The organism is Streptococcus porcinus (genome assembly GCF_900475415.1).
Classification (GTDB): Bacteria; Bacillota; Bacilli; order Lactobacillales; family Streptococcaceae; genus Streptococcus; species Streptococcus porcinus.
Genome location: NZ_LS483388.1, coordinates 796,099 through 820,911, shown reverse-complemented (window position 1 = coordinate 820,911; position 24,813 = coordinate 796,099). Strand labels below are relative to the sequence as shown.

The 24,813-nt window shown below is 38.2% G+C and carries 22 protein-coding genes; 3 read left to right on the top strand and 19 right to left on the bottom strand.

What is annotated here, in order from left to right; all coding sequences use genetic code 11:
- Positions 1 to 65 precede the first annotated feature (65 nt).
- The 8 genes from DQM45_RS04095 to trpX all read right to left on the bottom strand — a co-directional run bounded on the left by DQM45_RS04095 (position 66) and on the right by trpX (position 9,404).
- Positions 66 to 1,034, bottom strand: a complete 969-nt coding sequence (locus tag DQM45_RS04095; RefSeq protein ID WP_007893035.1) for a thiamine pyrophosphate-dependent dehydrogenase E1 component subunit alpha — start codon at positions 1,032 to 1,034, stop codon at positions 66 to 68.
- 219 nt (positions 1,035 to 1,253) lie between these two features.
- Entirely contained in the window at positions 1,254 to 3,167 is a 1,914-nt protein-coding gene (abc-f, locus tag DQM45_RS04090) for a ribosomal protection-like ABC-F family protein (RefSeq protein WP_003085149.1), read from the bottom strand.
- A gap of 81 nt (positions 3,168 to 3,248) precedes the next feature.
- Entirely contained in the window at positions 3,249 to 3,980 is a 732-nt protein-coding gene (locus DQM45_RS04085) for a matrixin family metalloprotease (RefSeq protein WP_003085928.1), read from the bottom strand.
- A gap of 16 nt (positions 3,981 to 3,996) precedes the next feature.
- Entirely contained in the window at positions 3,997 to 4,782 is a 786-nt protein-coding gene (locus tag DQM45_RS04080) for an alpha/beta hydrolase (RefSeq protein ID WP_003083459.1), read from the bottom strand.
- 144 nt (positions 4,783 to 4,926) lie between these two features.
- A complete protein-coding gene (locus DQM45_RS04075; protein WP_003082687.1) occupies positions 4,927 to 6,588 on the bottom strand; it encodes a ribonuclease J in 1,662 nt (553 codons plus the stop codon).
- Positions 6,589 to 6,771: 183 nt separating this feature from the next.
- On the bottom strand, positions 6,772 to 7,530 hold the full coding sequence (locus DQM45_RS04070) for an ABC transporter ATP-binding protein (protein ID WP_003084628.1): 759 nt from the start codon (positions 7,528 to 7,530) through the stop codon (positions 6,772 to 6,774).
- A complete protein-coding gene (locus tag DQM45_RS04065) occupies positions 7,527 to 8,396 on the bottom strand; it encodes an ABC transporter permease (protein ID WP_003085896.1) in 870 nt (289 codons plus the stop codon). The genes DQM45_RS04070 and DQM45_RS04065 overlap by 4 nt, the downstream gene beginning before the upstream one ends.
- A 9-nt stretch (positions 8,397 to 8,405) precedes the next feature.
- Positions 8,406 to 9,404 carry a tryptophan ABC transporter substrate-binding protein gene (gene trpX, locus DQM45_RS04060; protein WP_039984493.1) on the bottom strand — a complete coding sequence of 333 codons (999 nt, stop codon included), beginning with the start codon at positions 9,402 to 9,404 and terminating at the stop codon, positions 8,406 to 8,408.
- Positions 9,405 to 9,743: 339 nt separating this feature from the next.
- On the opposite strand from trpX, the gene DQM45_RS04055 reads away from it, so the two are divergent.
- Positions 9,744 to 11,399: an NFACT RNA binding domain-containing protein gene (locus DQM45_RS04055; RefSeq protein ID WP_003085823.1), complete on the top strand. Its 1,656-nt coding sequence runs from the start codon at positions 9,744 to 9,746 to the stop codon at positions 11,397 to 11,399.
- Positions 11,400 to 11,476: 77 nt separating this feature from the next.
- Here DQM45_RS04055 and budA read toward each other — a convergent pair whose 3' ends face one another.
- From budA to DQM45_RS04030, 5 genes are all read right to left on the bottom strand, one after another.
- On the bottom strand, positions 11,477 to 12,193 hold the full coding sequence (budA, locus tag DQM45_RS04050) for an acetolactate decarboxylase (protein WP_003083457.1): 717 nt from the start codon (positions 12,191 to 12,193) through the stop codon (positions 11,477 to 11,479).
- 12 nt (positions 12,194 to 12,205) lie between these two features.
- A complete protein-coding gene (gene alsS / locus DQM45_RS04045) occupies positions 12,206 to 13,882 on the bottom strand; it encodes an acetolactate synthase AlsS (RefSeq protein ID WP_003084437.1) in 1,677 nt (558 codons plus the stop codon).
- A gap of 108 nt (positions 13,883 to 13,990) precedes the next feature.
- The gene (locus tag DQM45_RS04040; protein ID WP_003083908.1) at positions 13,991 to 15,223 is read right to left on the bottom strand and encodes a tetratricopeptide repeat protein; all 1,233 of its coding nucleotides are present in this window, start codon (positions 15,221 to 15,223) and stop codon (positions 13,991 to 13,993) included.
- Positions 15,210 to 16,394, bottom strand: a complete 1,185-nt coding sequence (locus DQM45_RS04035; RefSeq protein ID WP_003084977.1) for an AI-2E family transporter — start codon at positions 16,392 to 16,394, stop codon at positions 15,210 to 15,212. The genes DQM45_RS04040 and DQM45_RS04035 overlap by 14 nt, the downstream gene beginning before the upstream one ends.
- A gap of 4 nt (positions 16,395 to 16,398) precedes the next feature.
- Positions 16,399 to 16,914 (bottom strand): NUDIX hydrolase, encoded by a 516-nt coding sequence (locus DQM45_RS04030; protein WP_003082596.1) that lies wholly within the window; start codon positions 16,912 to 16,914, stop codon positions 16,399 to 16,401.
- A gap of 80 nt (positions 16,915 to 16,994) precedes the next feature.
- Between DQM45_RS04030 and DQM45_RS04025 the strand changes: the two genes are divergently transcribed.
- Both DQM45_RS04025 and DQM45_RS04020 read left to right on the top strand, forming a co-directional pair.
- On the top strand, positions 16,995 to 18,005 hold the full coding sequence (locus DQM45_RS04025) for a lactonase family protein (protein WP_003084670.1): 1,011 nt from the start codon (positions 16,995 to 16,997) through the stop codon (positions 18,003 to 18,005).
- Positions 18,006 to 18,078: 73 nt separating this feature from the next.
- Complete coding sequence (locus DQM45_RS04020) at positions 18,079 to 18,270, top strand: hypothetical protein (RefSeq protein ID WP_003082729.1); 192 nt, start codon at positions 18,079 to 18,081, stop codon at positions 18,268 to 18,270.
- A gap of 92 nt (positions 18,271 to 18,362) precedes the next feature.
- Here the strand turns inward: DQM45_RS04020 and DQM45_RS04015 are convergent, their stop codons facing one another.
- The 6 genes from DQM45_RS04015 to DQM45_RS03990 form a co-directional block, all read right to left on the bottom strand.
- Entirely contained in the window at positions 18,363 to 19,301 is a 939-nt protein-coding gene (locus DQM45_RS04015; protein WP_003085108.1) for a glycosyltransferase family 2 protein, read from the bottom strand.
- A gap of 21 nt (positions 19,302 to 19,322) precedes the next feature.
- Complete coding sequence (locus DQM45_RS04010; protein ID WP_003085494.1) at positions 19,323 to 20,927, bottom strand: hypothetical protein; 1,605 nt, start codon at positions 20,925 to 20,927, stop codon at positions 19,323 to 19,325.
- Between the two features lie 173 nt (positions 20,928 to 21,100).
- Entirely contained in the window at positions 21,101 to 22,147 is a 1,047-nt protein-coding gene (rfbB, locus tag DQM45_RS04005; protein WP_003084392.1) for a dTDP-glucose 4,6-dehydratase, read from the bottom strand.
- A 44-nt stretch (positions 22,148 to 22,191) separates the two neighbouring features.
- A complete protein-coding gene (locus DQM45_RS04000; protein ID WP_003082791.1) occupies positions 22,192 to 22,788 on the bottom strand; it encodes a dTDP-4-dehydrorhamnose 3,5-epimerase family protein in 597 nt (198 codons plus the stop codon).
- Positions 22,788 to 23,657, bottom strand: coding sequence for a glucose-1-phosphate thymidylyltransferase RfbA (gene rfbA / locus DQM45_RS03995; RefSeq protein WP_003082955.1), 870 nt, complete (start codon positions 23,655 to 23,657; stop codon positions 22,788 to 22,790). The genes DQM45_RS04000 and rfbA overlap by 1 nt, the downstream gene beginning before the upstream one ends.
- Before the next feature lie 55 nt (positions 23,658 to 23,712).
- Positions 23,713 to 24,813, bottom strand: coding sequence for an NAD(P)/FAD-dependent oxidoreductase (locus tag DQM45_RS03990; protein WP_003085831.1), 1,101 nt, complete (start codon positions 24,811 to 24,813; stop codon positions 23,713 to 23,715).

Genomic DNA, 24,813 nt, shown 5'->3' with positions numbered 1-24,813 from the left:
TTTACTCCTAGTTTTAATCGTATTTCTGTTAGTTTTTTTGCAACTAATAACGGCTAAATCCGAACTTAGTCAACCCAAATATCTTCGTAGGCAACTGAAAGTTCTGGGTCTGGACTGTTTTGAGCATATTCATAAGCATCGTCAATTTCTTGTTTTACTTGTGCTTGAATAGCATCCAATTCTTCATCAGTAGCAATACCTTCTTTTGTGAGGTAAGCTCTGTATTTAAGCATTGGATCTTTTTCTTTCCAAGAAGCAACTTCTTCTTTAGTACGGTATTTACCAGCATCAGCAGTTGAGTGACCAAACCAACGGTAAGATTCTACTTCAACGATTGCAGGGCCGTTACCACCACGGACATGTTTAACAGCTTGGTCCATTGTTTCATAAACAGCCATTAAGTCATTACCATCTTCACAATAAAAACCAGGAATGCCATAAGCTTCCGCACGTGTATAAAGGTGAGGTGTGTTTGTTGCGTTGTTAATGTTCATTGAGATGCCGTAACGGTTGTTGATAATGAAGAAGATAACTGGTAACTTCCAAGTCGCTGCCATGTTAACAGACTCATGGAAAGAACCTTCATTTGTTGCGCCGTCACCTGAGAAAGCAACAACAATGTTATTTGTTCCTTTATATTGTTGTGTTAAGGCAGCACCTACTGCAAGGGCATAGCCACCACCAACGATACCGTTAGTTCCGTAGTTCCCTTTTTCAAAGTCAGCCAAGTGCATTGAGCCTCCGCGACCTTTAGAAACACCAGTTGCTTTACCAGCCAACTCAGCCATCATTTTGTTCAAATCCATGTCTTTAGCAATAGATTGTCCATGTCCACGGTGATTTGAGAAAATAATATCATCATAAGTTAAATGTGCGACTGCACCCACATTGGCCGCTTCTTCACCTACTGAGAAGTGAGTCATTCCTTGTACAAAACCTCGACGTACAAGTTTGTTAATACGTGAATCAAATTCACGGATACGTTCCATTTTTAAAAACATATCCAAATGTTGTTCTCTAGAAACTGTTACCATTTTGGCCTCCATTTTTTCATTTTACCATTCAATAGTAACTTATTTTTTCACAAGTTGCAAGTTTTTAAACCGCTTCCTATGCACCAATAGACGCATTTCACGCCAAATCCAACAATGTGAAATCCATAACAAAATCTGTTGCATTTTTTTATTTATAATATATAACAGTTCCAAAAAAAGGATTGCTTTAGCAATCCTTTTTCCATGACTTTTTCACTTTTAAAGGTTCAGTTGTGTACCAATTTCCTCCCACTCGTCCATCAAGGTCATCTGTTCTAATTCATACTGATCCAACTCTTTTTGACAATCCATTAAGAGATCTGGGTCATTTGTTGCGACCATTTTTTCAGCGATTACGGCGATTTCAGCGTCGATATCTTCCAAACGATTTTCGATTTCAACTAAGCGTCTGCTTAATTTTCGCACTTCTTTTTGGTTTTCTTTTTGCTTTTGATAGTCCGTGTTGGGGATAAATGAATCAGTTGTTACAGGCTCACTTGTAGGTTGGCTGAGGCGTGCTAATTCTTCTAGCTCGGCCTTTTTCCCAATATAATAATCGTAGTCCCCTAAATACAAATGAGACCCTGTCTCTGTAATTTCCAAAACTTTGCTAGCAACGCGATTGATAAAATAACGGTCATGACTAACAAACAAGAGGGTACCATCATAGTCAATGAGAGCATTCTCTAAAACTTCTTTGCTATCAATGTCCAGGTGGTTGGTAGGCTCATCTAAGATGAGAAAATTGTTATTTTCCATAGATAACTTGGCTAGTAAAAGGCGAGCTCGTTCTCCTCCTGACAACATACTAACCGATTTTTTAACATCATCTCCTGAAAAGAGGAAAGCCCCTAGGCGATTTCTAATCTCTAACTCTGGGGTGGTTGGAAAAGCATTCCATAATTCCTCAAGAACACTGTTAGTCTTAGTTAGTCGTGACTGGGTCTGGTCGTAATAGCCTATCTCCAAGTTAGCGCCATATTTTATCTCCCCTCTGATAAAGGGAATCTGTTTGACGATGGCTTTTATCAGCGTTGATTTGCCAATCCCATTTGGACCAACGATAGCAATAGCATCCCATTTTTGGACTTCGAAATCAATGGGCTCAGATAAGACCTGCTGATGGTATCCAATAGCAGCGTGCTGAACATTCAGGACCTGATTACCTGAGGGTTTTTCTGAGTGAAAGGTCATCTGGGCTGTTTTGCTGCTGACGCTTGGTTTTTCTAGGCGATCAATTTTCTCCAACTGTTTTCGCCTTGCTTGAGCACGCTTGGTGGTTGAAGCCCTGACGATATTTTTTTGCACAAATTCTTCTAGCTTGGCAATTTCTTTTTGCTGTTTATCATAGTTTTTTTCTTGGTTAGCTAACTTTGCAGCCTTCAAGTCAACAAACCGTGAATAATTCCCCACGTAACGGTCAAGGCCGTTTTTTTGCAAATCAAATGTGACAGTGGCCACTTTATCTAAAAAGTAACGGTCATGACTGACAATAAGGAGGGCACCTTGATAATTGGAGAGGTAGTTTTCTAACCACGCAATGGTTTCAATGTCCAAATGGTTAGTCGGCTCATCTAGCACTAATAAATCTGGTTTTTCTAGAAGCATTTTCGCTAAGGCCAATCGGGTATTTTGGCCACCTGATAATGCTGCTATGGGCATATCCCACATACTTTGGTCAAATTTAAAGCCATTTAAAATAGCTTTAATATCCGACTCATAGCTAAAACCGTTACGAAGACGGAAGGATTCTGTTAGACGGTCATAATCCTGCATGAGTTTTTGCAGGGCTTCCCCAGTAAGCTGACCCATTTGGCTCTCCATTTGTCGTAAGCGGGCTTCGTCTTGGCGGAGGTCAGCAAAAACAGCTAACATCTCTTGGTAGATTGTATGACACGACTCAAAACGGCTATCTTGAGCCAGATATGATAGGCTTAGGTCTTTTTTCTTATTAATCTCACCACTAGTGGGAGCTTCTTCACCCACTAATATTTTTAATAAGGTTGACTTACCAACGCCATTTGGACCAACTAAGGCAATTCGATCACGTTCGTCAATTTGAAGGCTAACATTCTGAAATAAAACATCTCCTGAAAAGGAACGTTCAATTTTATTTGCTTGTAAAATAATCATACTGTCATTGTAGCAAAAAAAAGCCCCATTTGGGGACATTTTCGGTTATTATTTCAACCTAAAAACTCTTATAGGGTGATTTTAATTCTTTTTCTCATAGAGAGTTTTGACACGCGCTATATCTGCTGCTTGAATGCCGTAAAATGAACCTGCCGTCTGCATAACAGATACTTGATCATCAGTATGTTCTAAGCCGATAGCATGTCCCAACTCATGTTCTGCGGTATGTACAATTCGCTCACTACTGTAACCATAATGGCTATCTAATAGGTAATAGGCGTTCAAATACACTTTAACACTAGTTATGGTTTGTGTCAGTGGCTGACTCTCAACATTGGCTAGACCAGCTGCATCGGCTGTTTTATCATTAGATTCATCAGCGATGATATCTGCCTTACTGCCATCATCGACCACTATAAAGCGGAAAGCTCCCGTGCTGTTCCAATTATTTAAGGCAGCCTGATAAGCATTATGAAAAATAGGATTAGTTGTTTTGATATAGACCTTCGCCTGGTTATCAGGCCACTTAACCCCGTGGGTGTGATGAAGATGATCAACATTTAACGTTTGTTTAACCTGTTTCTTTGTTTTTGTCTGCGTATTATTCCAAACATTGTACAGTTTAACAATTTTTTCGCTGACAGTGGAAATCTGATTAGCTAAGGCTGAATCACTGTGATTGGCATAATAAAGTAGTCCAAAAATAAGAATAGCCAGAATGATAATTGTTTGTAGAAAGCCCCAAATAATCCGCCAAATCACTTGGAGAATCTTTAAGGGCAGCCAGAATAAGGCTTTTAAGAATTTCTTCATCGTTGGCCTCCAAGTCTCATGAGAGTCTCTCTTCTTTAACATAATGTATCGGCAACCACTCCAAAAGCACTTCTAGTTGCTGGTTCCAATAATACCAATCATGGGTACCGTGATCTTTTTTATAGCTAATATCAAGACCAAGTTCCTGCAATTCTGTAACAGCTCTCTCATTAGCATCAAACAGGAAATCTTCATAACCACACCAAGCATAGAAATGGGTTTGTAAATCTGATTCAGGAACCATAGCTCTTAATTGGTGTTGTTCAATCTGACTAGCATCCAAATCACCAAAGATGCCACGCCAATACTTGACAGTATTATCATCCATCTTATCAAAAACAGCCTCAGGTGTCGTAAGTGCTCCAGAAAAAGAAGCTGCGTAAGAAAAACGATTAGTTTTTAAAGCTATCTTATAGGCACCATAACCTCCCATAGAAAGACCTGCAATAAAGGTTTTTTCACGTTTTTGGGTCATATTAGGGAAAAAGCTGCGCAGAACTTGTGGTAATTCGCTGGCTATCGCTTGATAATATGAGAGACCAGAAGCAGTATCTGTATACCAGCCCAAATCAGTTGATGGCATGACCACAATCAGATTAGTATGTCTGAGCAGACGTTCAATATCGGTTCTTTTTTGCCAAGAATTTTCATTTCCACCCATTCCATGGAGAAGGTATAAAACAGGAATATCAGTATCTCCTTGCTCCTCTATAGCTAGTGAGGATTGGTCGGGATAAATCACATTTACTTGTCGTTCCATCTCTAATACTTCTGAACGGTATTCAATTGATATAGTTGCCATATAATGCCTTTCTATTCATTTCAATGATGAAAAATGAGTGAGATTGGCCAAAGCATCGAAGCTGACTATCTCACTCATCAATTGTCAAAGGGTCACTGAACCCCTATCATAACTAGTATACTTTCGTTTGTCTCCAGAAATCACTTAGCGGACTTCCATGACTACTGGAAGAATAGCTGGACGACGTTTTGTTTGTTCAAATAAGAATTTAGACAACTCATCGCGGACAGATCCCTTGAGTTCGCCCCAATCAAAATTGTCTTGTTGCAGGTAATTACCCACTGTGGTATTGACCAATTCTGCACTTTCTCGCAGAATATCACGGCTCTTTTTAACGTAAACAAAGCCACGAGTATTGACCTTAGCTTTTGAAATGATTCTCTTTTCACGCTTGCTAACAGTAATAACAACAATAAAGATCCCATCTTCTGATAAGACTTTACGGTCACGCAGAACAATGTTGCCGACATCTCCGATAGCATTACCATCAATCATAACATCGCTAGCAGGAATCGCACCTTCATGCAAGAAGCCCTCTTGGTTGAGAACCATGATATCACCACGTTTAACAATGTAGATATTTTCTGGGAAAAGTCCAATCTCTTCTGCTAAATCAGCATGGGCTGCTAAATCACGGTACTCACCCTGAATTGGGAACAAGTATTTCGGTTTGATTAAGTTAAGCATTAACTGCAAGTCACGTCCATTAGCATGACCAGAAACTCGTAAATTTTGAGTAATTAGGTTGACTGAGCCACCTGCTTTATAAATGAGGTTTTCAACACGCGCAACCATCGCTTCTTTAGCAACATTTGGTGTGGTGACGATATAGACCAAATCACCTTTTTTAATGTTAACAAAGCGGTGACGGCCTATTGCCATTTTTTGCAAGCTCACAATTGGCTCACCCATTCGTCCTGCTTCAAGGACAATAAGTTCATGATCCTCATATTTAGACATGTCTTTTGGTTTTATTAACAATTTTTCGTCAATCAGTGTTAATTTTTTCAGACGGATAGCCGTGCGCACAACATTTTCCACATCACTACCAGTCAGAACCACGCGTCTACCAGAAGCTGCTGCTGAGTCAAAAACCTGCTGAATTCGGACTAAGTTTGAAGCAACTGCTGCAATAATCACACGACCCTCTGCGTCACCAATAACTTGGTTCATCTCATCACCAACTTCAGTTTCACTAGCTGTTTGCACAACTGAAGTGGCGTTAGCAGATGCTGATAGTAAAGCAAGAACGCCTTCTTTACCAATCTCAGCTAGACGAGCTAGGTCTGTTTGGTAACCTTCACGCGCTGCCTGGTCGAATTTAAAATCACCTGTGTAGACAATATTTCCACGGTCGGTGCCGATAACTACTCCCAAGGTTTCTGGGATTGAGTGGGTAGTGCTAAAGAAAGAAACCAAACCATCACGGAATTCAATCTCTGTTTCACTATCAACAATATGAAAGTTGTTAAATTTTTTAGTAGCATTGTTACTTTTAACAAAGAGCTTGGCTAGTTCTATGGTTAACTCAGAACCAAAAACAGGAACAGGCACTTCTGCTAATAGGTAAGGCAAGGCTCCAATGGCATCGGCATGGCCGTGGCTTAAGAATACACCTTGTACCTTATCTTTATTTTCAATAAGGTAATCTAAATTTGGGATAACAAGATCCACTCCCAATTGCTCGTTCTCTGGGTATTTCAAGCCCGAATCTAAGATAAAAATCGAATTGTTTATTTCTACCAAGTAGAAGTTCTTTCCATATTCACGAACTCCCCCCAAGGCGATAATTTTTATATCACTCATGATACTCCTTTAAGATTATTTATTACAAACGGTCCTTACATGGTAAGTCGAATTACTGTTTTGTAGCTTTGCTACACTCCATAATAGTATACCATATTTTCATCTTTTTTTGCTATCTCCTATCTCAGAAGTGCCAACTATTCTCAAAAAAAGCCTTGAAAAATCAAGACTTCTCTTAGCTTCTTATTCAAAAAGTTGGTAGTAATCGGCGATACTGAGTTCTGCCTTAGCTTTTTGATCCAAATCCTTGATAATTTTACCATCTTTCATGACGATTAGCCGATTCCCATAAGTCAAGGCGTCTTCCATATGGTGGGTAATCATCAGAGCCGTTAAATGGTCCTCTCTGACAAAAGTATCGGTCAAGTTCATTAAAGACAAGCTGGTTTTGGGATCTAGGGCTGCTGTGTGTTCATCCAAGAGTAGCAAATCTGGACGCTTGAGTGTGGCCATGAGTAAGCTTAGTGCCTGACGCTGCCCCCCAGAAAGTAACCCTGTTGGTGTTTCAAGGTGAGTTTCCAAGCCGTTGCCAGTCTTAGCTAATAGTTCCAAGAAATAGCTACTTCTGGCCTGTAGGGAGCGTTTTATCAGGCGTCGTTTGTCCCCTCGTTTCTCGGCAATTAAGAGATTCTCTGCTACTGTCATTCTAGGTGCCGTCCCCATTTTCGGATCTTGGAAAACCCGTGCCAAATAGTTTGCCCGGCGCTCAGCTCCCATACGTGTCACATCATGTCCTAAGATTTTAATTTGCCCTTTGCTCAAAAGCAAGGTTCCCGCAATCACGTTAAAAAGGGTTGACTTACCCGCACCATTTCCCCCTAAAACAGTGATGAAATCATGCTCATAAATAGTCAAATTAACATTATCTAGAATGGTCTTATGATCATCAAAACCATTATTAACGGTTAGGGAAGCGTCAATTAATTCAATAATTTTTGTCATCGTGATACTTTTACCCCCTTAAAGAATCGCTTACGCAGCACTGGCATCGTCAAACAAAGAGCAAGCACAAGTGCACTGAAAAGTTTCAAATAATTGGTATTAAACCCTAAAGCAATCACCGCTGAAATCAGAAATTGATACAGGACAGAACCAACTAGAATAGCAATCAGACGCTCCAAGAGAGTCAGATTAATTGAGTATAAAACTTCTCCGATAATGATACTAGCAAGACCAATAACAATGACTCCTATTCCCTTAGAAACATCAGCGTAGCCGTCTTGCTGACTAACAAGTGCTCCTGATAAACCAATTAGAGCATTTGAAAGGACCAAACCCATTAACTCCATACGATCGGTATTAATTCCAAAACTTTTAGCCATATCACGATTATCTCCCGTTGCGATATAAGCCTGTCCTAAATCAGTATAGAGGAAATAAATCAAGAGAAATATAATGAGAGAAACTGCTAAACAGCCCATGATTAATTGGTTAACGTTGGGTGCAAATGGCAAATAATCTTGGATACGCTTGATCTCTTGGAGTCCCAAATTAGCCCTCCCCATAACCATTAACATAATTGAATTGCAAGACGTCATAACTAGAATCCCTGCTAAAATGGTGGGTATCTTACCTTTTGTATATAAAAGTCCCGTTATAAAGCCCGCTACTCCACCAGCAACCATTCCCATAAAGGTGGCTAAAAAAGGGTTCAATCCCATATTCATAGCAGTTACCGTTACTGCACCACCAAGAGGAAAGGATCCTTCAGTGGTCATATCAGGAAAGTTTAAAATTCTAAAAGTGAGGTATATCCCGAGGCCTAAAATCCCCCATAATAAACCTTGTGAAACAGATGAAATAATCATTGATGCCTCCTATTTCTTACCAAGAATATCAGCAGTCTTTGCTAAGCTTTCAGGGATCTTTATTCCCAATCGGTCAGCTACTCTTAGATTGATGACTGCTTTTCCATTATCTACAATTTTGACCGGAACCTGACTGACTTCCTTGCCAGCCACTAGAGCCTTGATTTGCTTTGCGGTCTCTACTCCTAGTTGGTATTGATTTTGTGAAACTGAGGCGATACTGCCAGCCTCTACCATGGTATCCACACTAGAGTAGACTGGTATTTTCGCAGTATTGCTAGCGCTAATAACGGCCGAAAAAGCAGAAGCAATGGTATTGTCTTGAGGTAAAAAGATAGCATCAACTTTTCCAGTTATAATTGACATGGTTGAAGGAACTTCATTAGTTGACGGAACAGCATAGGGAAAAACCTGATAGCCTGCCGATTTAGCATAAGCGGTAAAGTCTCTTACCTGTGAAAGGGAGTTATCTTCATTACTAGCATATAAAACAGCAATTCTTTTAACTTCTGGTGTCAGCTCTTTAATGAGTGTAACCGTTTGTTTCAAGGGGACGCGGTTAGATAAACCTGTAACATTAGCCTCTGGCTTATCCAAATTCTTGACTAATTTGGCACCTACAGGGTCTGTAACTGCAGACATAATCACTGGTACCTCTTTTGTAGCAGCTGCTAGTCCTTGAGCAGCTGGCGTTGCAATACCGACTAGGATATCACTGCCCTTAGTTAATAACTGATGGCTCATCGTTTGGATTTTACTCTGATCCCCTTCGGCGTTCATAAGTGTGACCTTAATTTTTTTACCAGATACTGGTTGTCTGTGCAACTCGTCTTCGATTCCTTGTTCAATTTGGTTCAAAGCTTCGTGCGTTACCAGCTGCAAGATGCCCACCTTGATTAAACTTTTGTCTTCAAACGTCCTTTGGTGGTTGCCCTTGTCCAAAACCAGCGATCCCAAAACCATGATCACGATGATGATCAAACTTACTATTAACCGTTTACTTTTCATCTTCTGTCTCCTACTTCTTTTACACCATTTTGCCAAAAGAAAAAGCACTCAGTAAATTATCTTACTAGCGCCTCAGTAATTTTGTTATCAGCGCATAGATAGCTTTTTAGAAGTGCTCTAAAAGTCGTATCTATGCCAAATCCATAAACACAACTTTATCTATGCCAGCTTTGCCATTTTGTCATAAGGATATGGTTGTTCATCATGGATTTTCCTTTCTCGCTTTTTTATCATTATAGCTTAAATTCAAAAAATTGCAAGGTAAAATAGTCAATTCTTTTTCTGCGGACTTTCTGATATGGTATAATGGAGAGATTAGAAGACGGAAGGGGAGAAAACATGTCATTTGACGGCTTTTTCTTACATCACTTAAGTAAAGAACTTTCTGAAAAACTGCTTTTTGGTAGAATCCAAAAAGTGAATCAGCCTTACGAAAGAGAATTAGTATTATCTATACGTAATCATCGACAAAATTTTAAATTACTACTATCAGCTCATCCTGTTTTTGGGCGCATTCAAATCACCCATAGTGAGTTTCTAAATCCAGCTGTTCCAAACACTTTTACTATGATGATGCGAAAATACTTGCAAGGGGCGGTGATTGAGTCCTTTAAACAAATTGAAAACGACCGGATTATTGAAATAGGTGTCTCTAATAAAAACGAAATTGGAGATGCTGTCAAGACAACTCTGGTTATCGAAATCATGGGCAAACACAGTAATATTATTTTAATTGATCGCAATCAAGATAAAATTATCGAGTCTATCAAACACGTTGGCTTCTCGCAAAATTCTTACCGGACCATTTTACCGGGTTCTGCTTACCGAGAACCTCCTAAAAGCCGAGGCTACAATCCCTATAAGATTTCTGATGAAAAACTCTTTGAAATTTTACAAACACAGAGGCTCGATGCCAAAAACCTGCAAGAACTCTTTCAAGGACTTGGTCGCGACAGTGCCCAAGAATTGGCAAGGCAAGTTGATAGTGACCAAAAACTTAAGGCTTTCCGACAATTCTTCACAGAGAAAACGCGTCCTAGCTTAACAGCAAAATCGTTCGCAGCTATAAGTTTTTCAGATAGTCATACTTACTTTGAAGATTTATCTAGCCTGCTAGACCATTATTACCTAGATAAGGCCGAACGCGACCGCGTTAGCCAGCAGGCTAGCGATTTGATTCATCGTGTCCAAAACGAATTAGACAAGAACATCAAAAAACTAGCTAAACAAGAAGCCGAACTTGCTGCCACAGAGAATGCAGAAGATTTTCGCCAAAAAGGGGAACTCTTAACAACTTATTTAAGTCAAGTTCCCAACAACAAAAGTTCTGTTAGACTTGAAAACTACTATACAGGACAAGATATTGATATCGCATTGGATTTGAGTCTGACCCCTAACCAAAATGCACAACGTTATTTCAAGAAATACCAAAAACTAAAAGAAGCCGTTAAGCATTTATCAGGTCTCATTTCTGAAACAAAGCAGAGCATTGCCTACTTTGAAAGCGTTGACTACAATCTTTCACAGGCTAATCGTGATGAGATTGAAGACATTCGAGAAGAATTAATTGAAGCAGGTTTCATGAAGCGTCGCTCCACTGATAAGCGGCACAAGCGCAAGAAACCAGAACAATACCTAGCTAGTGACGGGCAAACCATTATATTAGTTGGTCGCAATAATTTGCAAAATGAGGAATTGTCCTTCAAAATGGCTAAAAAAGGAGAACTGTGGTTCCACGCCAAGGATATTCCAGGAAGTCATGTTATTATTAAAGATAATCTTGACCCAAGTGATCAAGTCAAAACAGATGCTGCTGAGTTAGCAGCCTACTTCTCCAAAGGGCGACTATCTAATCTCGTTCAAGTAGATATGATTGAAGCCAAAAAATTACATAAACCAAGTGGCGCCAAACCTGGTTTTGTGACTTATACAGGTCAGAGGACTTTGCGAGTTACCCCTGAAAAGGACAAGATTGAAGCCATGAAAATCACATAAAAACTGAGCCTAATGCTCCTTACAAGTTACTAGCTTGACTAGCTACCTTATAAGGATCACATTAGACTCAGTCTTTTTTATTCTGATTGATCGATATCTTTTCTTAATTGTTCAATATCAAAGTTAGCGTCTCTAAAAGCTTGGTTATTAGCAGGAAAATCCTGTAATAAGCCAGCAATTTGGCCAATTTCAGCTTGACCATTGACTATTTGAAAATCTAAGACGTGACCACCGAACTGTTTATCGTCAGATAAGAAATGCAAATGATAGCCAGCAACACTAAGGCCATGAAAGAGTTCCGGCGTCCAAAAACCGAGTAAGGTTCCGTAAACATCTTCTTTTGTAAACTCTGGCTGTGATTGAGCAATTTCAGCAAAAGATTTACCCAAAGGTGATTTGGGAATCATTCGAACATGCATGTCTTTAAAGTGCCCTTTAATTTTGAGTGAGTGAAATAAATTGCGACTGATAAATTGAGCTTCCAATTTTTCTTTCAAAGCAGTAGCGGATAAGACTTGGTCAATAGAAAAGTTTTGCACTGGCTGGTGTTTGACTACTGCTGCATAGGGCACTGTTTCTTGTCCCTCTAGCGCCACAACCTCTGCCTTAGCACCAGTTCCTATGGCTTGATAGGCTTTGCCATCTAGAATAATCAATTCTCCATCAATCTGATCTAATGTTCCAATCCCAAGATCCCCATGTTCGAGTAACTGTTTCAAGGGCATAGTACCTTGATAGAGGCCCGCCATCAGCGCTGCTAAACTATTGTGTTGAAAAAGTATTGTTTGTGTCATAAAATCACCTTCTTAGTAAAACTCATCTGGTAAGATAGTTTCGCCTAAGCGACCATTATCCTTATAATCAATTGGGATATCTATAAGCACTGGGCCATGTTCTGATTCTTTGATGGCTTGCGCTAATCTTTCATTGAATTCTTGCTTGCTATCAACTCGGTAGCCCTTGGCACCAAAAGCTTCTGCATATTTGACAAAATCGACATTACCTAGTTGAACACCTGCTGAGCGACCGTATTTCATCTCTTCTTGGAATTCTACCATATTGTAACGACCATCATTCCAAATAATGTGTACAATTGGTAATTTCAAACGCACTGCTACTTCTAACTCTTGGGCTGAGAAGAGAAAACCACCATCTCCTGATACTGAAATAACCGTTTTATTAGGGCGTACCAATGCTGCTGCGATAGCCCATGGAAGGGCTACACCTAAGGTTTGCATCCCATTTGAAAAAAGTAAATGGCGAGCTTCATAAGACTTGAAGTAGCGAGCCATCCAAATATAATGACTACCGACGTCAACAGTGACAGTCATCTCATCGTTGATTTGTTCTTGTAAGATATCCATAACATCAAGTGGGTGGATTAAGCCCTCTTTAGACCGACGATCAAACTTAAGATCACCATCTAAATTTTTCTTAAGATTTTGCAAGTATTCAACAGAACCTTGGGGCAGAGCATAACCATTGACAGCTGGTAATAGAAGATCCATAGTCTCGGCAATATCACCAATCAACTCACGTTCTGGTTGGAAATAAGTATCAATCTCTGCTTGAAGGACATCGATGACAATCACACGCGCCGAAATTTCAGCATTCCAGTTACGGGCTTCATATTCAATCGGGTCATAACCCACAGCAATAACCAAATCCGACTTCTTCAAAAGCATGTCGCCAGGTTGATTTCGGAATAGGCCCACACGACCAAAGAAGGTTTCTTCTTCAAGCTCTCGTGAGACGATTCCTGCCCCTTGAAAAGTTTCCACAACTGGTAATTTAACAGAATCTAAGAGACGACGGATAGAAGCTGTTACTTTCTCGTCTGAGGCTCCATTTCCTAAAAGTAGAACTGGTAAAACAGCATTACGGATGGCTTGCGCTAGGTAATTAATGTCTTCCACTGAAGCAGAACCTAGTTTTGGAGCTGTTAAAGGCTTGATGGCTTTAACTTTAACAGGGCTATCTGTCACATCTTGAGGAATAGAAATAAAGCTAGCGCCTGGTTTTCCTGATTTGGCCTTACGATAGGCATTAGCAATGGTTTCTGATAAAGTATTAGCATCATGAACTTCTGCAGAGTATTTTGTGATGGGTTCTAGCAGCGCCACATTGTTCATGGATTGATGAGATCTCTTCAGGAGATCACTACGTTTAACTTGACCACCAATTGCTAGCACAGGATCACCTTCTGAGGTCGCAGTGACTAAACCAGTTGCTAGGTTGGAAATACCTGGTCCACTCGTTGCAATGACCACCCCTGGTTTTCCAGTAATCCTACCAATAGCTTGGGCCATAAAGGTGGCATTCTGCTCATGCCGTGACACTATTAATTGGGGGCCTTTATCTTCTAGAGTATCGAAAATACGGTCAATCTTTGCACCAGGAATACCAAATACATACTGGACGTCATGATTAATGAGGCTGTCAACAACTAAATCAGCCCCATAATTTTCTTTTATATCTGCCATAATTATCACTCCTCTATTTCACAATATAAAGCCATTATAGCACTTGATCATGTAAAGGTCTTAAAATTAACATGTGATTTTCACATTTTCTGAAAATAATTAATTCTCTTAGAGTAATTCTTCTAAAAATTGTTGCATATTGATATCATCTGGAACCAAAGTTAAATAAGATTGGCTAACAGCTTTAGCTTTTTCTAATAGAGCAAAGTCACGTAATATATAAGCATAATCTAGTAAAAATTCCGGATTATCTTTGAGGTCATCTGCTAACTCTTGATAGAGATTTAGTGCTTTTTCTTCTTGATCAAGAGCTTGATAGGCTTTAGCTAGATTCCATTTGGTTAAGATATTATCCGTATCCTCTATGCCTAGAGCAACCACATCTTGATAACGCTCACTATCTAAGTAGAGTGTCGATAAGCGCATAATCACTTCTTCTGGATTATCCGTGATTGTTTTAGCTTCCAACAAATACTCTTCTGCTAACTGATGGTCATGCGTTTCAAAGGCTAATTGTGATGCTAATAGCAATAGTTGGCTATCAAAGGCATTTTTTCGGAGTGCTTGTTGCACTAATCTCAATGCTTCTACTGTTTTATGTTCCTTATGTAGACTTTGAGCATAGCCATATTCATAGCCCTCAAAATCTGGATTCATAGTTTCCAGCTGTTTAAAGTATAAATTAGCCTTTTGATAGTCATCTTGGTCATAGAGGATAGTTGCTAGTTCATAGACTGTTTCGTCATCATAGGCTATTTGAACAGCTTTCTCTAAAAATTCAATAGCCGCCTCAAATTTACCAAGTCCAGCATAGGCTCTTCCAATTCGTTGGTAAGTTGAGACACCCGTACTTTCTAAAATTTCTCGATTGTCTAAAAGTGCATAGTGGTTAATAGCTGTTTGAAATTGACCCAAGTCTAATTCCAATTCCGCTAAGCCAAAACTTATCAGAGGATCATCACTTAAAGCTTGAGCTTCTAGGAGCTTTTCATGGGCAACATCTGTTAAACCTTCCATATCATATAAATCAGCCATAATCAGTAGAGCATGAAGATAATCTGGACTTTCAGGTGAGATCCTATCCAAATATAAGAAAGCTCCTTCAATATCGTTGTCTTCTGCGACAATTTGTGCCAGATTTAAGTTCACCTCAGGGTACTTGTCTTCAAGTTGCTGATAAAGTTTTTTGGCATGTGGTAGAAAGCCGATACTTTCCAAGTAAGCGCCTAAGGCCAATAAACTGTCATCATCATCACTTGCTAAAGCTTTCTTAAAATATTTCTCCGCATGCTCCAAGTCCTGTTGCTCAATTGAAGCAATCATTTTCTCACTGTTTAACACGTTCGTCTTTCTCCTCAACAATAATCTTGTTATCTATGTAAAGATTACTTACTGACTTATACCAATCAAAAAGTTCTTTAACGATAACTTTTAGCGAAGCATAAATTGGAATAATCAAGAAGACGCCCCAAACTCCAAACATAGCTCCTGAGGTCAAGAGCAAGAACATAATAGTAATTGGGTGAATGCTCAACTTATTACCCAAAACTAGTGGGGTTACAAAGCGTCCTTCAATGGTTTGTTCAATCGTAAAGATTAAAAGTACTTTTACCAACATCAGCGGACCTTGAACTAAAGCCATGATAACAACAGGCACCATAGCTAGAAAGCTACCTAAATAAGGTACCATATTTAGAATTCCAGCAACAATGGCAAAGGTAATGGAATATTTCAATCCAACAAGACTAAACATAATAGCAAACATAAAACCAACAATTATGGCAACTGTTACTTGGCCCTGAACATAACCTGCTAATTGTTTATTGATATCTCCAAGAACACGTGAAATAGGAACTCTTAGTTTAGTTGGCAAAACATTCACTAAACCATCTTTCATTTTGCCACTGTCTCTTAAGAAATAGAAAATAATAAAGGGGGAAATGATAATTGAAACGGTAATTCTTGCGATAGCACTAGCAAACGACCCCGCCCACTCAAAAGCATTTTTTGAGAAAGTCTCAGCGTAGTCAATAGCTTTTTTACTAATATTAGTTACCATGTCTTGCAACTCGGTACGATAGCTAACTAACCAGTCATTTTCCAAAAGTTTATTGGTCTCTTTATTAACTGTACCGATATATTTAGGAAGGTCAGCAATAAAGGTTGTGATCTGGTTACCAATCATTGGAATTAAACTTGCAAAAGCCCAGATAAGTAGGCATAGGATTAGAGTAAAGACAATAATGATTGACGTTGTCCGACTTGGTCCTAAGTTTTCAATACCATCAACCAAAGGCTTGGTTAAGTAATACAAAATAGTTGAAATCACTAATGGTAACATTAAAATGGTTAGGAAAGAGCCAAGCGAGACAAATAAAAATGAGATTTTAGTAAAAATAAAGATGATTGCAAAAATCAAGAGTAAGACAAAAAGGCTCACTACTGCTTTATTGTTTAAAATCCACTTATAAAACCAGCTATTTTCAATTGGGTTATCTGTTTTTTTTATCATTAAATTATTTTTCCTCTCGATTGTGATTAAATTTTAAAGAAGGATCATAAAAGTGAACTTCTTTATCTAATAACTGGTAATCATCACCATATCTAAATTTGGCCGAGAAAAAGGGACGATCTTCTAAAATCCATTTAAAAATATCGTAGTCACCTTCCCAAGTCGGCTTAGATAGAACTTGATCATAGGGCACCCATTCTAAGGTTCCTTCACGAGACTCTTGGTCTGAAATCAGCTGTCCACTAAAAGCAGTTACCTTAAAAACATAGGTATACCAATCATGACCAGGTGTAAAATTAGGAAATGTGATCACGCCTTTAAAAGCCATCTCCTCAACCTTTAAATGGGTCTCTTCATAGATCTCTCTGATAGCACACTGATCTGGGCTTTCACCAGGCTCAAGCTTTCCACCAACAGAAATCCATTTCCCTTCATGAACATCATTTTCCTTTTTATTGCGATGTAATAACAAAAGTGATTTACCATCGTCAATATAACATATCGTCGCTAATTTAGTCATTGTAACATCCTTTTTTTCTTTGTTACTATTATACCAATATCAATAAAATATGCTATCATTAAATGACTTGGAGGATAAAAATGAAAACAGAAGTTTATTTTGGCACTTATACTCAAAACCAAGCTAAAGGCATCTATAAGGCACAGTTTGATCCAAAAACGGGTAGCTTGTCAGATCTTGATAATATTATCCAGACACAATCCCCTACCTACTTGGCTTTATCCGAAAAAGGGATACTTTATAGTATTGTCAAAGATGGAAATAAGGGTGGTATTGCAGCCTTTAATCCAACTGGTCAGCTGATTAATCAGCTTGTTTCAGAAGGGGCTCCTCTCTGTCATATTGCTATTGATGAACGCAGACAACTAGTTTATGGTGCCAACTATCATAAAGGGGAAATCAGTGTTTATCATATTCAAAAAAATGGCGGCCTACAAGTTGCCGACTTAGTCACTCTAGAAGGTTCTGGCCCCCACCCTAATCAAAAGACCTCTCATGCTCATTATGTTGGCTTAAGCCCAGACCATTATCTTATGACTTGCGACTTGGGTGCCGACAAGATTAGAAGCTATGCTATTTCTCAAAAGGGACGTTTGGAACCAATCACAGAATACCACTCCCGCCCTGGCTCAGGTAGTCGCCACTTGGTTTTCCATCCCAACGAAAAAATTGCTTACTTACTCTGTGAACTGAGTTCAACTGTGGAGGTACTCATTTACAACGGTTGTGGTTATTTTGAACGACTCCAGACTATCAGAACCTTGCCTGAAAGCTACGATGGCTTTAATGCAACAGCTGCTATTCGCATCTCAGCCGATGGTCGTTTCTTATATGCAAGCAACCGAGGCCATGATTCAATCGCTTGTTTCAAGATTGCAAAAGATGCTCAGTTGAGTTTGCTTGATATCGTTCCCTGTCATGGTAAAACGCCTAGAGATTTCAATCTTAGTCCTGATCAGGATTATCTCCTTGTAGGGTATCAAGATAGCAACCATGTGAACGTCTTTAGACGTGATCAACAAACTGGTCAACTAAATCTAGTGGACGAGAGTTTTTACCTGCCTGAAGCAGTCTGTGTTTTATTTGCCTAATTAAACTCACAATCTTTGCTTATTGGACCACAATATGGTTAAATACTGTAAACATTATAAAAGAGGTAGAAACATGAAGCCACAAGAACTTTTTGACCAAGTTAAAGAATTGATTGCCAAAAAAGATTTGGCCAGTGCCAAAGATTTCATTACTGAAAACAAAGATGCTCTAGGTAGCTATTTTGAAGAAGCAAAAGGCCTGCTTGAAGGCTCCAAAGGTGTCAATGATCTCTTTCACAATATCAAAGGATTATTTAAGAAATAAAATTAGAGTGATATTATTAAGAATATCACTCTAATTTTATTTTTTTAACTAGCCAATGACAGGTCTAGAAGTATCTTGGTGTATAGATTTGATCAACCATGTTCTTTAATAATGTAAACAGGCCGTTTTTTGGTTTCTAGGAAAATTTTAGCAACATACTTGCCTAAGATACCTAAGCACAGTAATTGAAGACCACCAATAAATAGAATAACAACAATAATACTTGCCCAACCGTTTACACTGCCACCAACTGTAAGTTTTCGGATAATAACAAAAATAATGCCAATAATTGATAGGATAAAAGATAAAATACCACTATAGGTTGCTATACTAAGCAAAGCTTCTGAAAAATTAATAAAGCCTTCCATTGAGTACTTGACCAGCTGCCAAAAATTCCAAGAGGTTTCACCGGCAACTCTTTCTCTATTTTCGAAAGAGATATAATAGGTATTATAGCCCACCCATGCAAAAATTCCCTTTGAAAAGCGATTGACCTCTCCCATCTCAAGAATGCTGTCAACTACTTGTCTTGTCATTAAACGAAAATCTCTTGCTCCATCAACAATCTTTGTATCAGAAACAGAATTGATAATTTTATAAAACATTTTTGCAAAAAATGTCCTTATTGGTGGTTCACCTTCTCGATCCTTTCGGCGTGTCCCAACAATATCATAACCCTCTTGTATTTTTTTATACATGTCTATTAGCAATTCTGGTGGATCCTGTAAGTCAGCGTCCATGACCGCGACATAGTCACCTTGCGCATGTTCTAGACCTGCTAACAAAGCACTTTCTTTGCCAAAATTGCGAGAAAAAGAGAGATAGTGAACGTTACTTATTTTTGAAGAAATGTCTCTTAAAACCTCTAAAGTTTTATCCTTTGAACCATCATTTACAAAAATATACTCAAAATCAAGATAATTTGATAACTGAAACTCAAATTTCTGAGTTTCTTTCAAAAATAACCTAATGGATTCTTCTTCATTATAACAAGGAATTATAAGAGATAATAATTGTCTTTTATTTTGCATACTAATCCTATCTATGGCAATCTAGTCACTGGAGCGATAATTCTTTATTTGTTTTTTTAAAAATATAAAAATTAAAACAATTATCCAAGATATTGTTTCTAAAATAAACCCAATTTTTTGCAACTTTGTTTTCTTATAAGTTACTTCAACATGTCCACTTCTATTTACTTCTAAAACTGCCCTACCGTTCTCTAAAACTTTTTGCTTAACTTTTGGCCTATGCTCTAATTGTCTTGATATAATTTCTTTATTTGTTAATGTCATCTGGTCAAGCTTTGGCTGACTTCCAGTCGCACCATCAGTATAGTCTGCAACTAGGCCTTTGTACCAAATTCTAGGCAAAACAATACGAGTCTTAGAATGACCGACTTTAAAATCAAATGATAATTTATTATATCCCTCTTTCACATTTGAAAGAGTGTAAGATTTGGTCTTTTTCGGAAAATCCAAGAGAAAATTTCTGTTATTTGCTTCCTTATAGTTAATATCGATTGTCAAATATTCCATCCCAGAAAAGCCATTCAACTCTTTACTACCATAATAAAGCGACTTCATTTTTTGTTCAAGTCTATTGCTAAATGCCTTTGAATCAGTTTGGTTTCTAAAAATTACAATCGAGGAAAAAAGAGAGAGAGCAATTACAAAGGAATAAAATGCTTTTTTTGTCGACTTTTCTTCTATGACAAATGCGAGAACTATTAAACTAGGTATAAAGGTTATAATTCTTGTAGGCCATTGTAGTATCCCTAAAATGGTGTACTTTAATTCATTCCATGGTAAGACACTAGACGAGAAAATAAGTAAAATTAATGCTAGCAAGAATAGTTTTTTACTTGTATTGGAAATATTTTTCCATTCTAGCAGGATAGAGATGGCTAAAAAAGATATAAAAATAATTAATGGAGATGCTACTGCAATTGTTGTCGCTGATGTAGTTGTATTAAATAATGACTCAATAACTTCGTAAAAACTTTTTGAATTTCCACTCATTCCCATGAAAGGTCTTGTCGTCCAATTTGCAAAGAAAACTTGAGACCTGGATTGTTCGATGAATTGAAAAATAAAACCAATACTTAACATTAGAGCAACTATTATAGATTTTATAAATTCAACTATTGAATGTATTGTTATTTTATCAAAGAAAATAATTAAAAAAGCTACTACATTTAATGCTAAAATAACAGTGGAAATAATATGAGTTTGAACTAATAATGCAACTACAATCCCTAATAACAAACCTGCTTTTTTCTTTTCAAAAAGGATTAAATACAAGGCCAGTAGTAAGAAAGGAATTAATGCTGTACTTGCTATCATCCCATAGCCGAAATTACAATAAACTAATGGGTTTAACATAGCTACTAAAAGTGTAAAAAGTGAATTGTTATTAATCTTCCTAAAAAAATAATATGAGCCCGAACTTCCTACAAAACTAATAATAAATGCATAAAGAGCGACAGATAGTTTTATCGATTTTGTAAATATAAATAATACGGACGAAGGGTAAAGCAACCATTGACCGTAAAACATAGGCGTAGCATAACCAATCCCATTTCCAAACAGATAATTTAAGTTTGGTAGAAAATCAAAATTTCTAATTGACTGTGCTAATCCAACAATTCTAGCCATATGAAATTCGATATCCGAATCTGCTCTATTAATAACATTGTGCGATAGAAATACTAATACTAAACAATAGAAAAATAGTATTAGATAAGGTCTAATACCATTTAAGTTGAAGTTCCACTTTAATTTTTTGCTAATATTTAACTTGTCCAATTTATTATCTCAGTTCCATAAAATTAAGAAATAACTTCTTGAGTTTTTGCATATTTAGCTTCAACTTCTGCTTTTTCTGCTTTCCACCAGTTTTCATGCTCTGCATACCAATTGATGGTTTCTTCTAATCCTTTTTCAAAGTTAGTAAACTCTGGTGTCCAACCTAACTCTTGACGGAGTTTGCTTGAATCAATAGCATAACGTAAATCATGCCCAGCACGGTCAGTGACATGGTCATAGGCATCTTTTGGTTGGCCCATTTTTTCTAGAATCAATTCTAACACTTCTTTATTATTCTTCTCACCGTCTGCCCCAATTAAATAGGTTTCACCAATACGGCCTTTGGTTAGGATAGCCCAAACTCCAGTGGAATGATCATTAGTATGAATCCAGTCTCTGACATTTTTTCCTTCACCATAAAGTTTTGGTTTTATTCCTGATAAGATATTGGTAATCTGACGAGGAATAAATTTCTCAATATGTTGGTAAGGCCCATAATTGTTAGAACAGTTTGAAATAGTTGCCTTAACCCCAAATGAACGCACCCAAGCTTTAACAATTAAATCAGATGCTGCTTTTGTTGATGAATAAGGTGAGGAAGGATTATACTTAGTTTCAGCAGTAAACTTTTCACCCTCTCCTTCACCGTGGCCTGGCAAATCTTCACGTAACGGAAGATCTCCATAAACTTCATCCGTGGACACATGATGAAAACGAATGCCATACTTACGAGCAGCTTCCAATAAGGTGTATGTTCCAATAAAATTAGTGTGAATAAAAGGGCTAGGATCGTTCAAGGAATTATCATTATGACTTTCAGCAGCATAGTGAACAATGGCATCTGCTTTAGCAGCTAATTGGTCCACTAAAGCTGCATCAGCAATATCACCAACGACTAGTTCAACACGATCACCTAAAATAGCTTCAATATTAGCCCTATTACCAGCATAAGTAAGTTTATCTAAAACTGTGACATGAACATCTGGATGATTGTTATAAACATAGTGTACAAAGTTTGAACCGATGAAGCCTGCTCCACCAGTCACGATGATGTTTTTGTATTCTGACATGAATCTTCTTTCTCCTAACTTTAGAGTCCGCCTCTAAAACACTTTTATGATAAGTCTTCTTTCTGCAATGGTTTAACATCTTTTAAATAAGGATGGTTTTTATCAGCATCTGATACTTCAGCTGCCTCTAAATTCTCCCATTGAATGCCTAGACTTGGATCTGCATAGTTCACAAAGGCATATTTTGGTTTTAATTCTAATGCCCAATAGTCATTTACCAAATAGCTGTACGAAACTGTTTCGGATAAAACTTGGAAACCATTGGCCACACCACGCGGAACAAAGATTCCTTTTGATGCATCAATAATCGTTTGATACACATGACCAAAAGAGTCACCTTGGCGTAAATCAACCCAAGTTCCCAAAACCTTACCTTGGTCAGCTACCGAAATGTATTTATCCCAAGGTTCAGCATGCAAGCCACGAAGGACGTTTTTCCGAGAAAAAGATACATTGTTTTGTAGTTTACCTTCTGTAAAAAAGCTTTCAGGAAAGCCTAGGGGAATCATTTTTTCTTTTTGGAAGTTTTCCTTAAACCACCCACGGTTATCACCACGAACCGGAATATCGAATTCTAATAAGCCTGGAATTGCTTCAATAGGGTGACAAGCTAATTCTTTATCAAAAAACTGTTCTGACATTAAGCTTCTCCAATCAAACGTAAAAGGTATTGACCATACTCGTTTTTCTTCAATGCTTGTGCTAAGTTATGCACATCTTCTTTGCTGATATAGCCCATACGGTAGGCAATTTCTTCAAGGTTGGCAACTTGAGCATTTTGCAACCGTTGAACTGTTTCAATGTATTGAGATGCTTCAAGTAAGCTTTCGTGAGTACCTGTATCTAACCAAGCAAAACCACGTCCCATCAGCTCAACTGATAAGTCTCCACGGTCTAAATAGGCTTTATTAACATCTGTGATCTCTAACTCACCACGAGGACTTGGCTTAATATTTTTCGCAATTTCAACAACATCATTATCATAGAAATAAAGACCAGTTACTGCATAATTTGATTTTGGTACTTCAGGTTTTTCTTCAATTGACACGGCATTCATCTCTTGATCAAATTCAACCACTCCAAAACGCTCAGGGTCTTTAACTTGATAACCAAAAACAGTCGCTCCTTTTTCTTTTGCGGCAGCCTTTTGTAACATTTTTGTAAGGCCATTGCCATGGTAAATGTTATCACCTAAAATGAGAGCCACGTGATCGTCACCAATGAAGTCTTCACCAATGATAAAGGCTTGAGCAAGACCATCAGGACTTGGTTGCTCAGCATAAGACAATGAAATGCCAAATTCACTACCATCTCCTAACAAATCCTCAAACCGTGGTAAATCTTGGGGTGTTGAAATAATGAGGATCTCCTTAATCCCCGCCAACATCAAAGTTGACAGCGGATAATAAATCATCGGTTTATCGTAAATAGGCATCAATTGCTTTGATGCGGCACGTGTTAATGGGTAAAGGCGAGTCCCAGACCCACCAGCAAGAATAATACCTTTCATGCTAATCTCCTATTTCTTATAGTCTCTAACATTCTATCATTTTTTAAGATTGATGTCACATTTTACTGTATTTTACATAGTTTTGGATAGGATAATTGGTAATATCCAGTATCTTTTCGTCTTGCAATAGCAAAGCTACAAGTTCGCGTCCAATCAAGGGACCTACTGTTAGCCCAGAAGAACCTAGCCCACTAGCTGCAAAGGCCCCCTTCATACCAGGTACTTCTCCGAAAAAGGGTAAAAAATCACTAGAATAGGCCCGCGTGCCAACCCTTACTGTTTGGCGTAAAGACCTGTCTAATTCTGGATAGTAATGTTGAGCTGATTCTTCTAGAGCCATCAAAACATCCTCATCAACGGAGAGATCAAAAGCTTGATCATTTTCATGACTGGCACCGAGGGCTAAATGCCCATCTAAAAAAGGAATTAGATCGATTTCTCCTTCTGGCATGACCACTGGTAGTTGATCAGTAGCTAGATCCCTTAGTTGGTAATCGATTAGTTGCCCTTTTTGTGGACGAATATCAACTTGATAACCTAACGGTTCAAGTATCTGCCCTAACCAAGCACCAGTACAGAGAAAAATATGATCAAAAGTTTGCTTTTGAATACTAAAAGTATCCCCTTTTTTTATGAGAGAAACCTTGCCAGTCACCAGCTGATAAGGAGTAGCCATTAAGAGAGTCTGGCAAAGTTTGGCACCGTCAACCCGCGCACCTCCTTCAGCAAAAAGGAGGCGCTGAAATCCTTCTAGCCCAGGAAACTCTTTGGCAACCGCTCCTTTATCAAGAATCCTTACATCACCAATTAAAGGAGCTTCTTGTCGGCGACTCTCGGCTAAAGCTTTTAATTCTTCTAACTTACTGTTGTCTTTTTTGAGAAGATAAACACCATTTTTTTGATAAAAGCTGGGCCTTATCCCTTCTTCTGCTAAATCTCGTATCAGCGTTTGATAAAAACTTGCTCCATTGCTGGCAAGTTGATACCAAGCCTTGTTTCGTCTTTTGGAAAACCACGGACAAATAATGCCAGCTGCTGCTTTGGTTGCTTGCCCATGCCCATCATCAAAAATAGTGACATCTGTAATGCCACTTCTGTGTAAATAATAAGCTACAGTGGAGCCGACAATCCCTGCTCCGATAATTGCTACTTTCAT

Coding starts and splice junctions, on each gene's coding strand:
- DQM45_RS04020 (WP_003082729.1), top strand. CDS start 18,079: ATGAAGCCACAAGAACTTTTTGACCAAGTTAAAGAATTGATTGCCAAA.
- rfbB (WP_003084392.1), bottom strand. CDS start 22,147: ATGTCAGAATACAAAAACATCATCGTGACTGGTGGAGCAGGCTTCATC.
- DQM45_RS04030 (WP_003082596.1), bottom strand. CDS start 16,914: ATGACTAAATTAGCGACGATATGTTATATTGACGATGGTAAATCACTT.
- DQM45_RS04010 (WP_003085494.1), bottom strand. CDS start 20,927: ATGGCTAGAATTGTTGGATTAGCACAGTCAATTAGAAATTTTGATTTT.
- DQM45_RS04035 (WP_003084977.1), bottom strand. CDS start 16,394: ATGATAAAAAAAACAGATAACCCAATTGAAAATAGCTGGTTTTATAAG.
- DQM45_RS04000 (WP_003082791.1), bottom strand. CDS start 22,788: ATGTCAGAACAGTTTTTTGATAAAGAATTAGCTTGTCACCCTATTGAA.
- DQM45_RS04095 (WP_007893035.1), bottom strand. CDS start 1,034: ATGGTAACAGTTTCTAGAGAACAACATTTGGATATGTTTTTAAAAATG.
- DQM45_RS04055 (WP_003085823.1), top strand. CDS start 9,744: ATGTCATTTGACGGCTTTTTCTTACATCACTTAAGTAAAGAACTTTCT.
- trpX (WP_039984493.1), bottom strand. CDS start 9,404: ATGAAAAGTAAACGGTTAATAGTAAGTTTGATCATCATCGTGATCATG.
- budA (WP_003083457.1), bottom strand. CDS start 12,193: ATGACACAAACAATACTTTTTCAACACAATAGTTTAGCAGCGCTGATG.
- abc-f (WP_003085149.1), bottom strand. CDS start 3,167: ATGATTATTTTACAAGCAAATAAAATTGAACGTTCCTTTTCAGGAGAT.
- DQM45_RS04065 (WP_003085896.1), bottom strand. CDS start 8,396: ATGATTATTTCATCTGTTTCACAAGGTTTATTATGGGGGATTTTAGGC.
- DQM45_RS04075 (WP_003082687.1), bottom strand. CDS start 6,588: ATGAGTGATATAAAAATTATCGCCTTGGGGGGAGTTCGTGAATATGGA.
- DQM45_RS04085 (WP_003085928.1), bottom strand. CDS start 3,980: ATGAAGAAATTCTTAAAAGCCTTATTCTGGCTGCCCTTAAAGATTCTC.
- DQM45_RS04080 (WP_003083459.1), bottom strand. CDS start 4,782: ATGGCAACTATATCAATTGAATACCGTTCAGAAGTATTAGAGATGGAA.
- DQM45_RS04070 (WP_003084628.1), bottom strand. CDS start 7,530: ATGACAAAAATTATTGAATTAATTGACGCTTCCCTAACCGTTAATAAT.
- DQM45_RS04015 (WP_003085108.1), bottom strand. CDS start 19,301: ATGCAAAATAAAAGACAATTATTATCTCTTATAATTCCTTGTTATAAT.
- rfbA (WP_003082955.1), bottom strand. CDS start 23,657: ATGAAAGGTATTATTCTTGCTGGTGGGTCTGGGACTCGCCTTTACCCA.
- DQM45_RS03990 (WP_003085831.1), bottom strand. CDS start 24,813: ATGAAAGTAGCAATTATCGGAGCAGGGATTGTCGGCTCCACTGTAGCT.
- alsS (WP_003084437.1), bottom strand. CDS start 13,882: ATGGCAGATATAAAAGAAAATTATGGGGCTGATTTAGTTGTTGACAGC.
- DQM45_RS04025 (WP_003084670.1), top strand. CDS start 16,995: ATGAAAACAGAAGTTTATTTTGGCACTTATACTCAAAACCAAGCTAAA.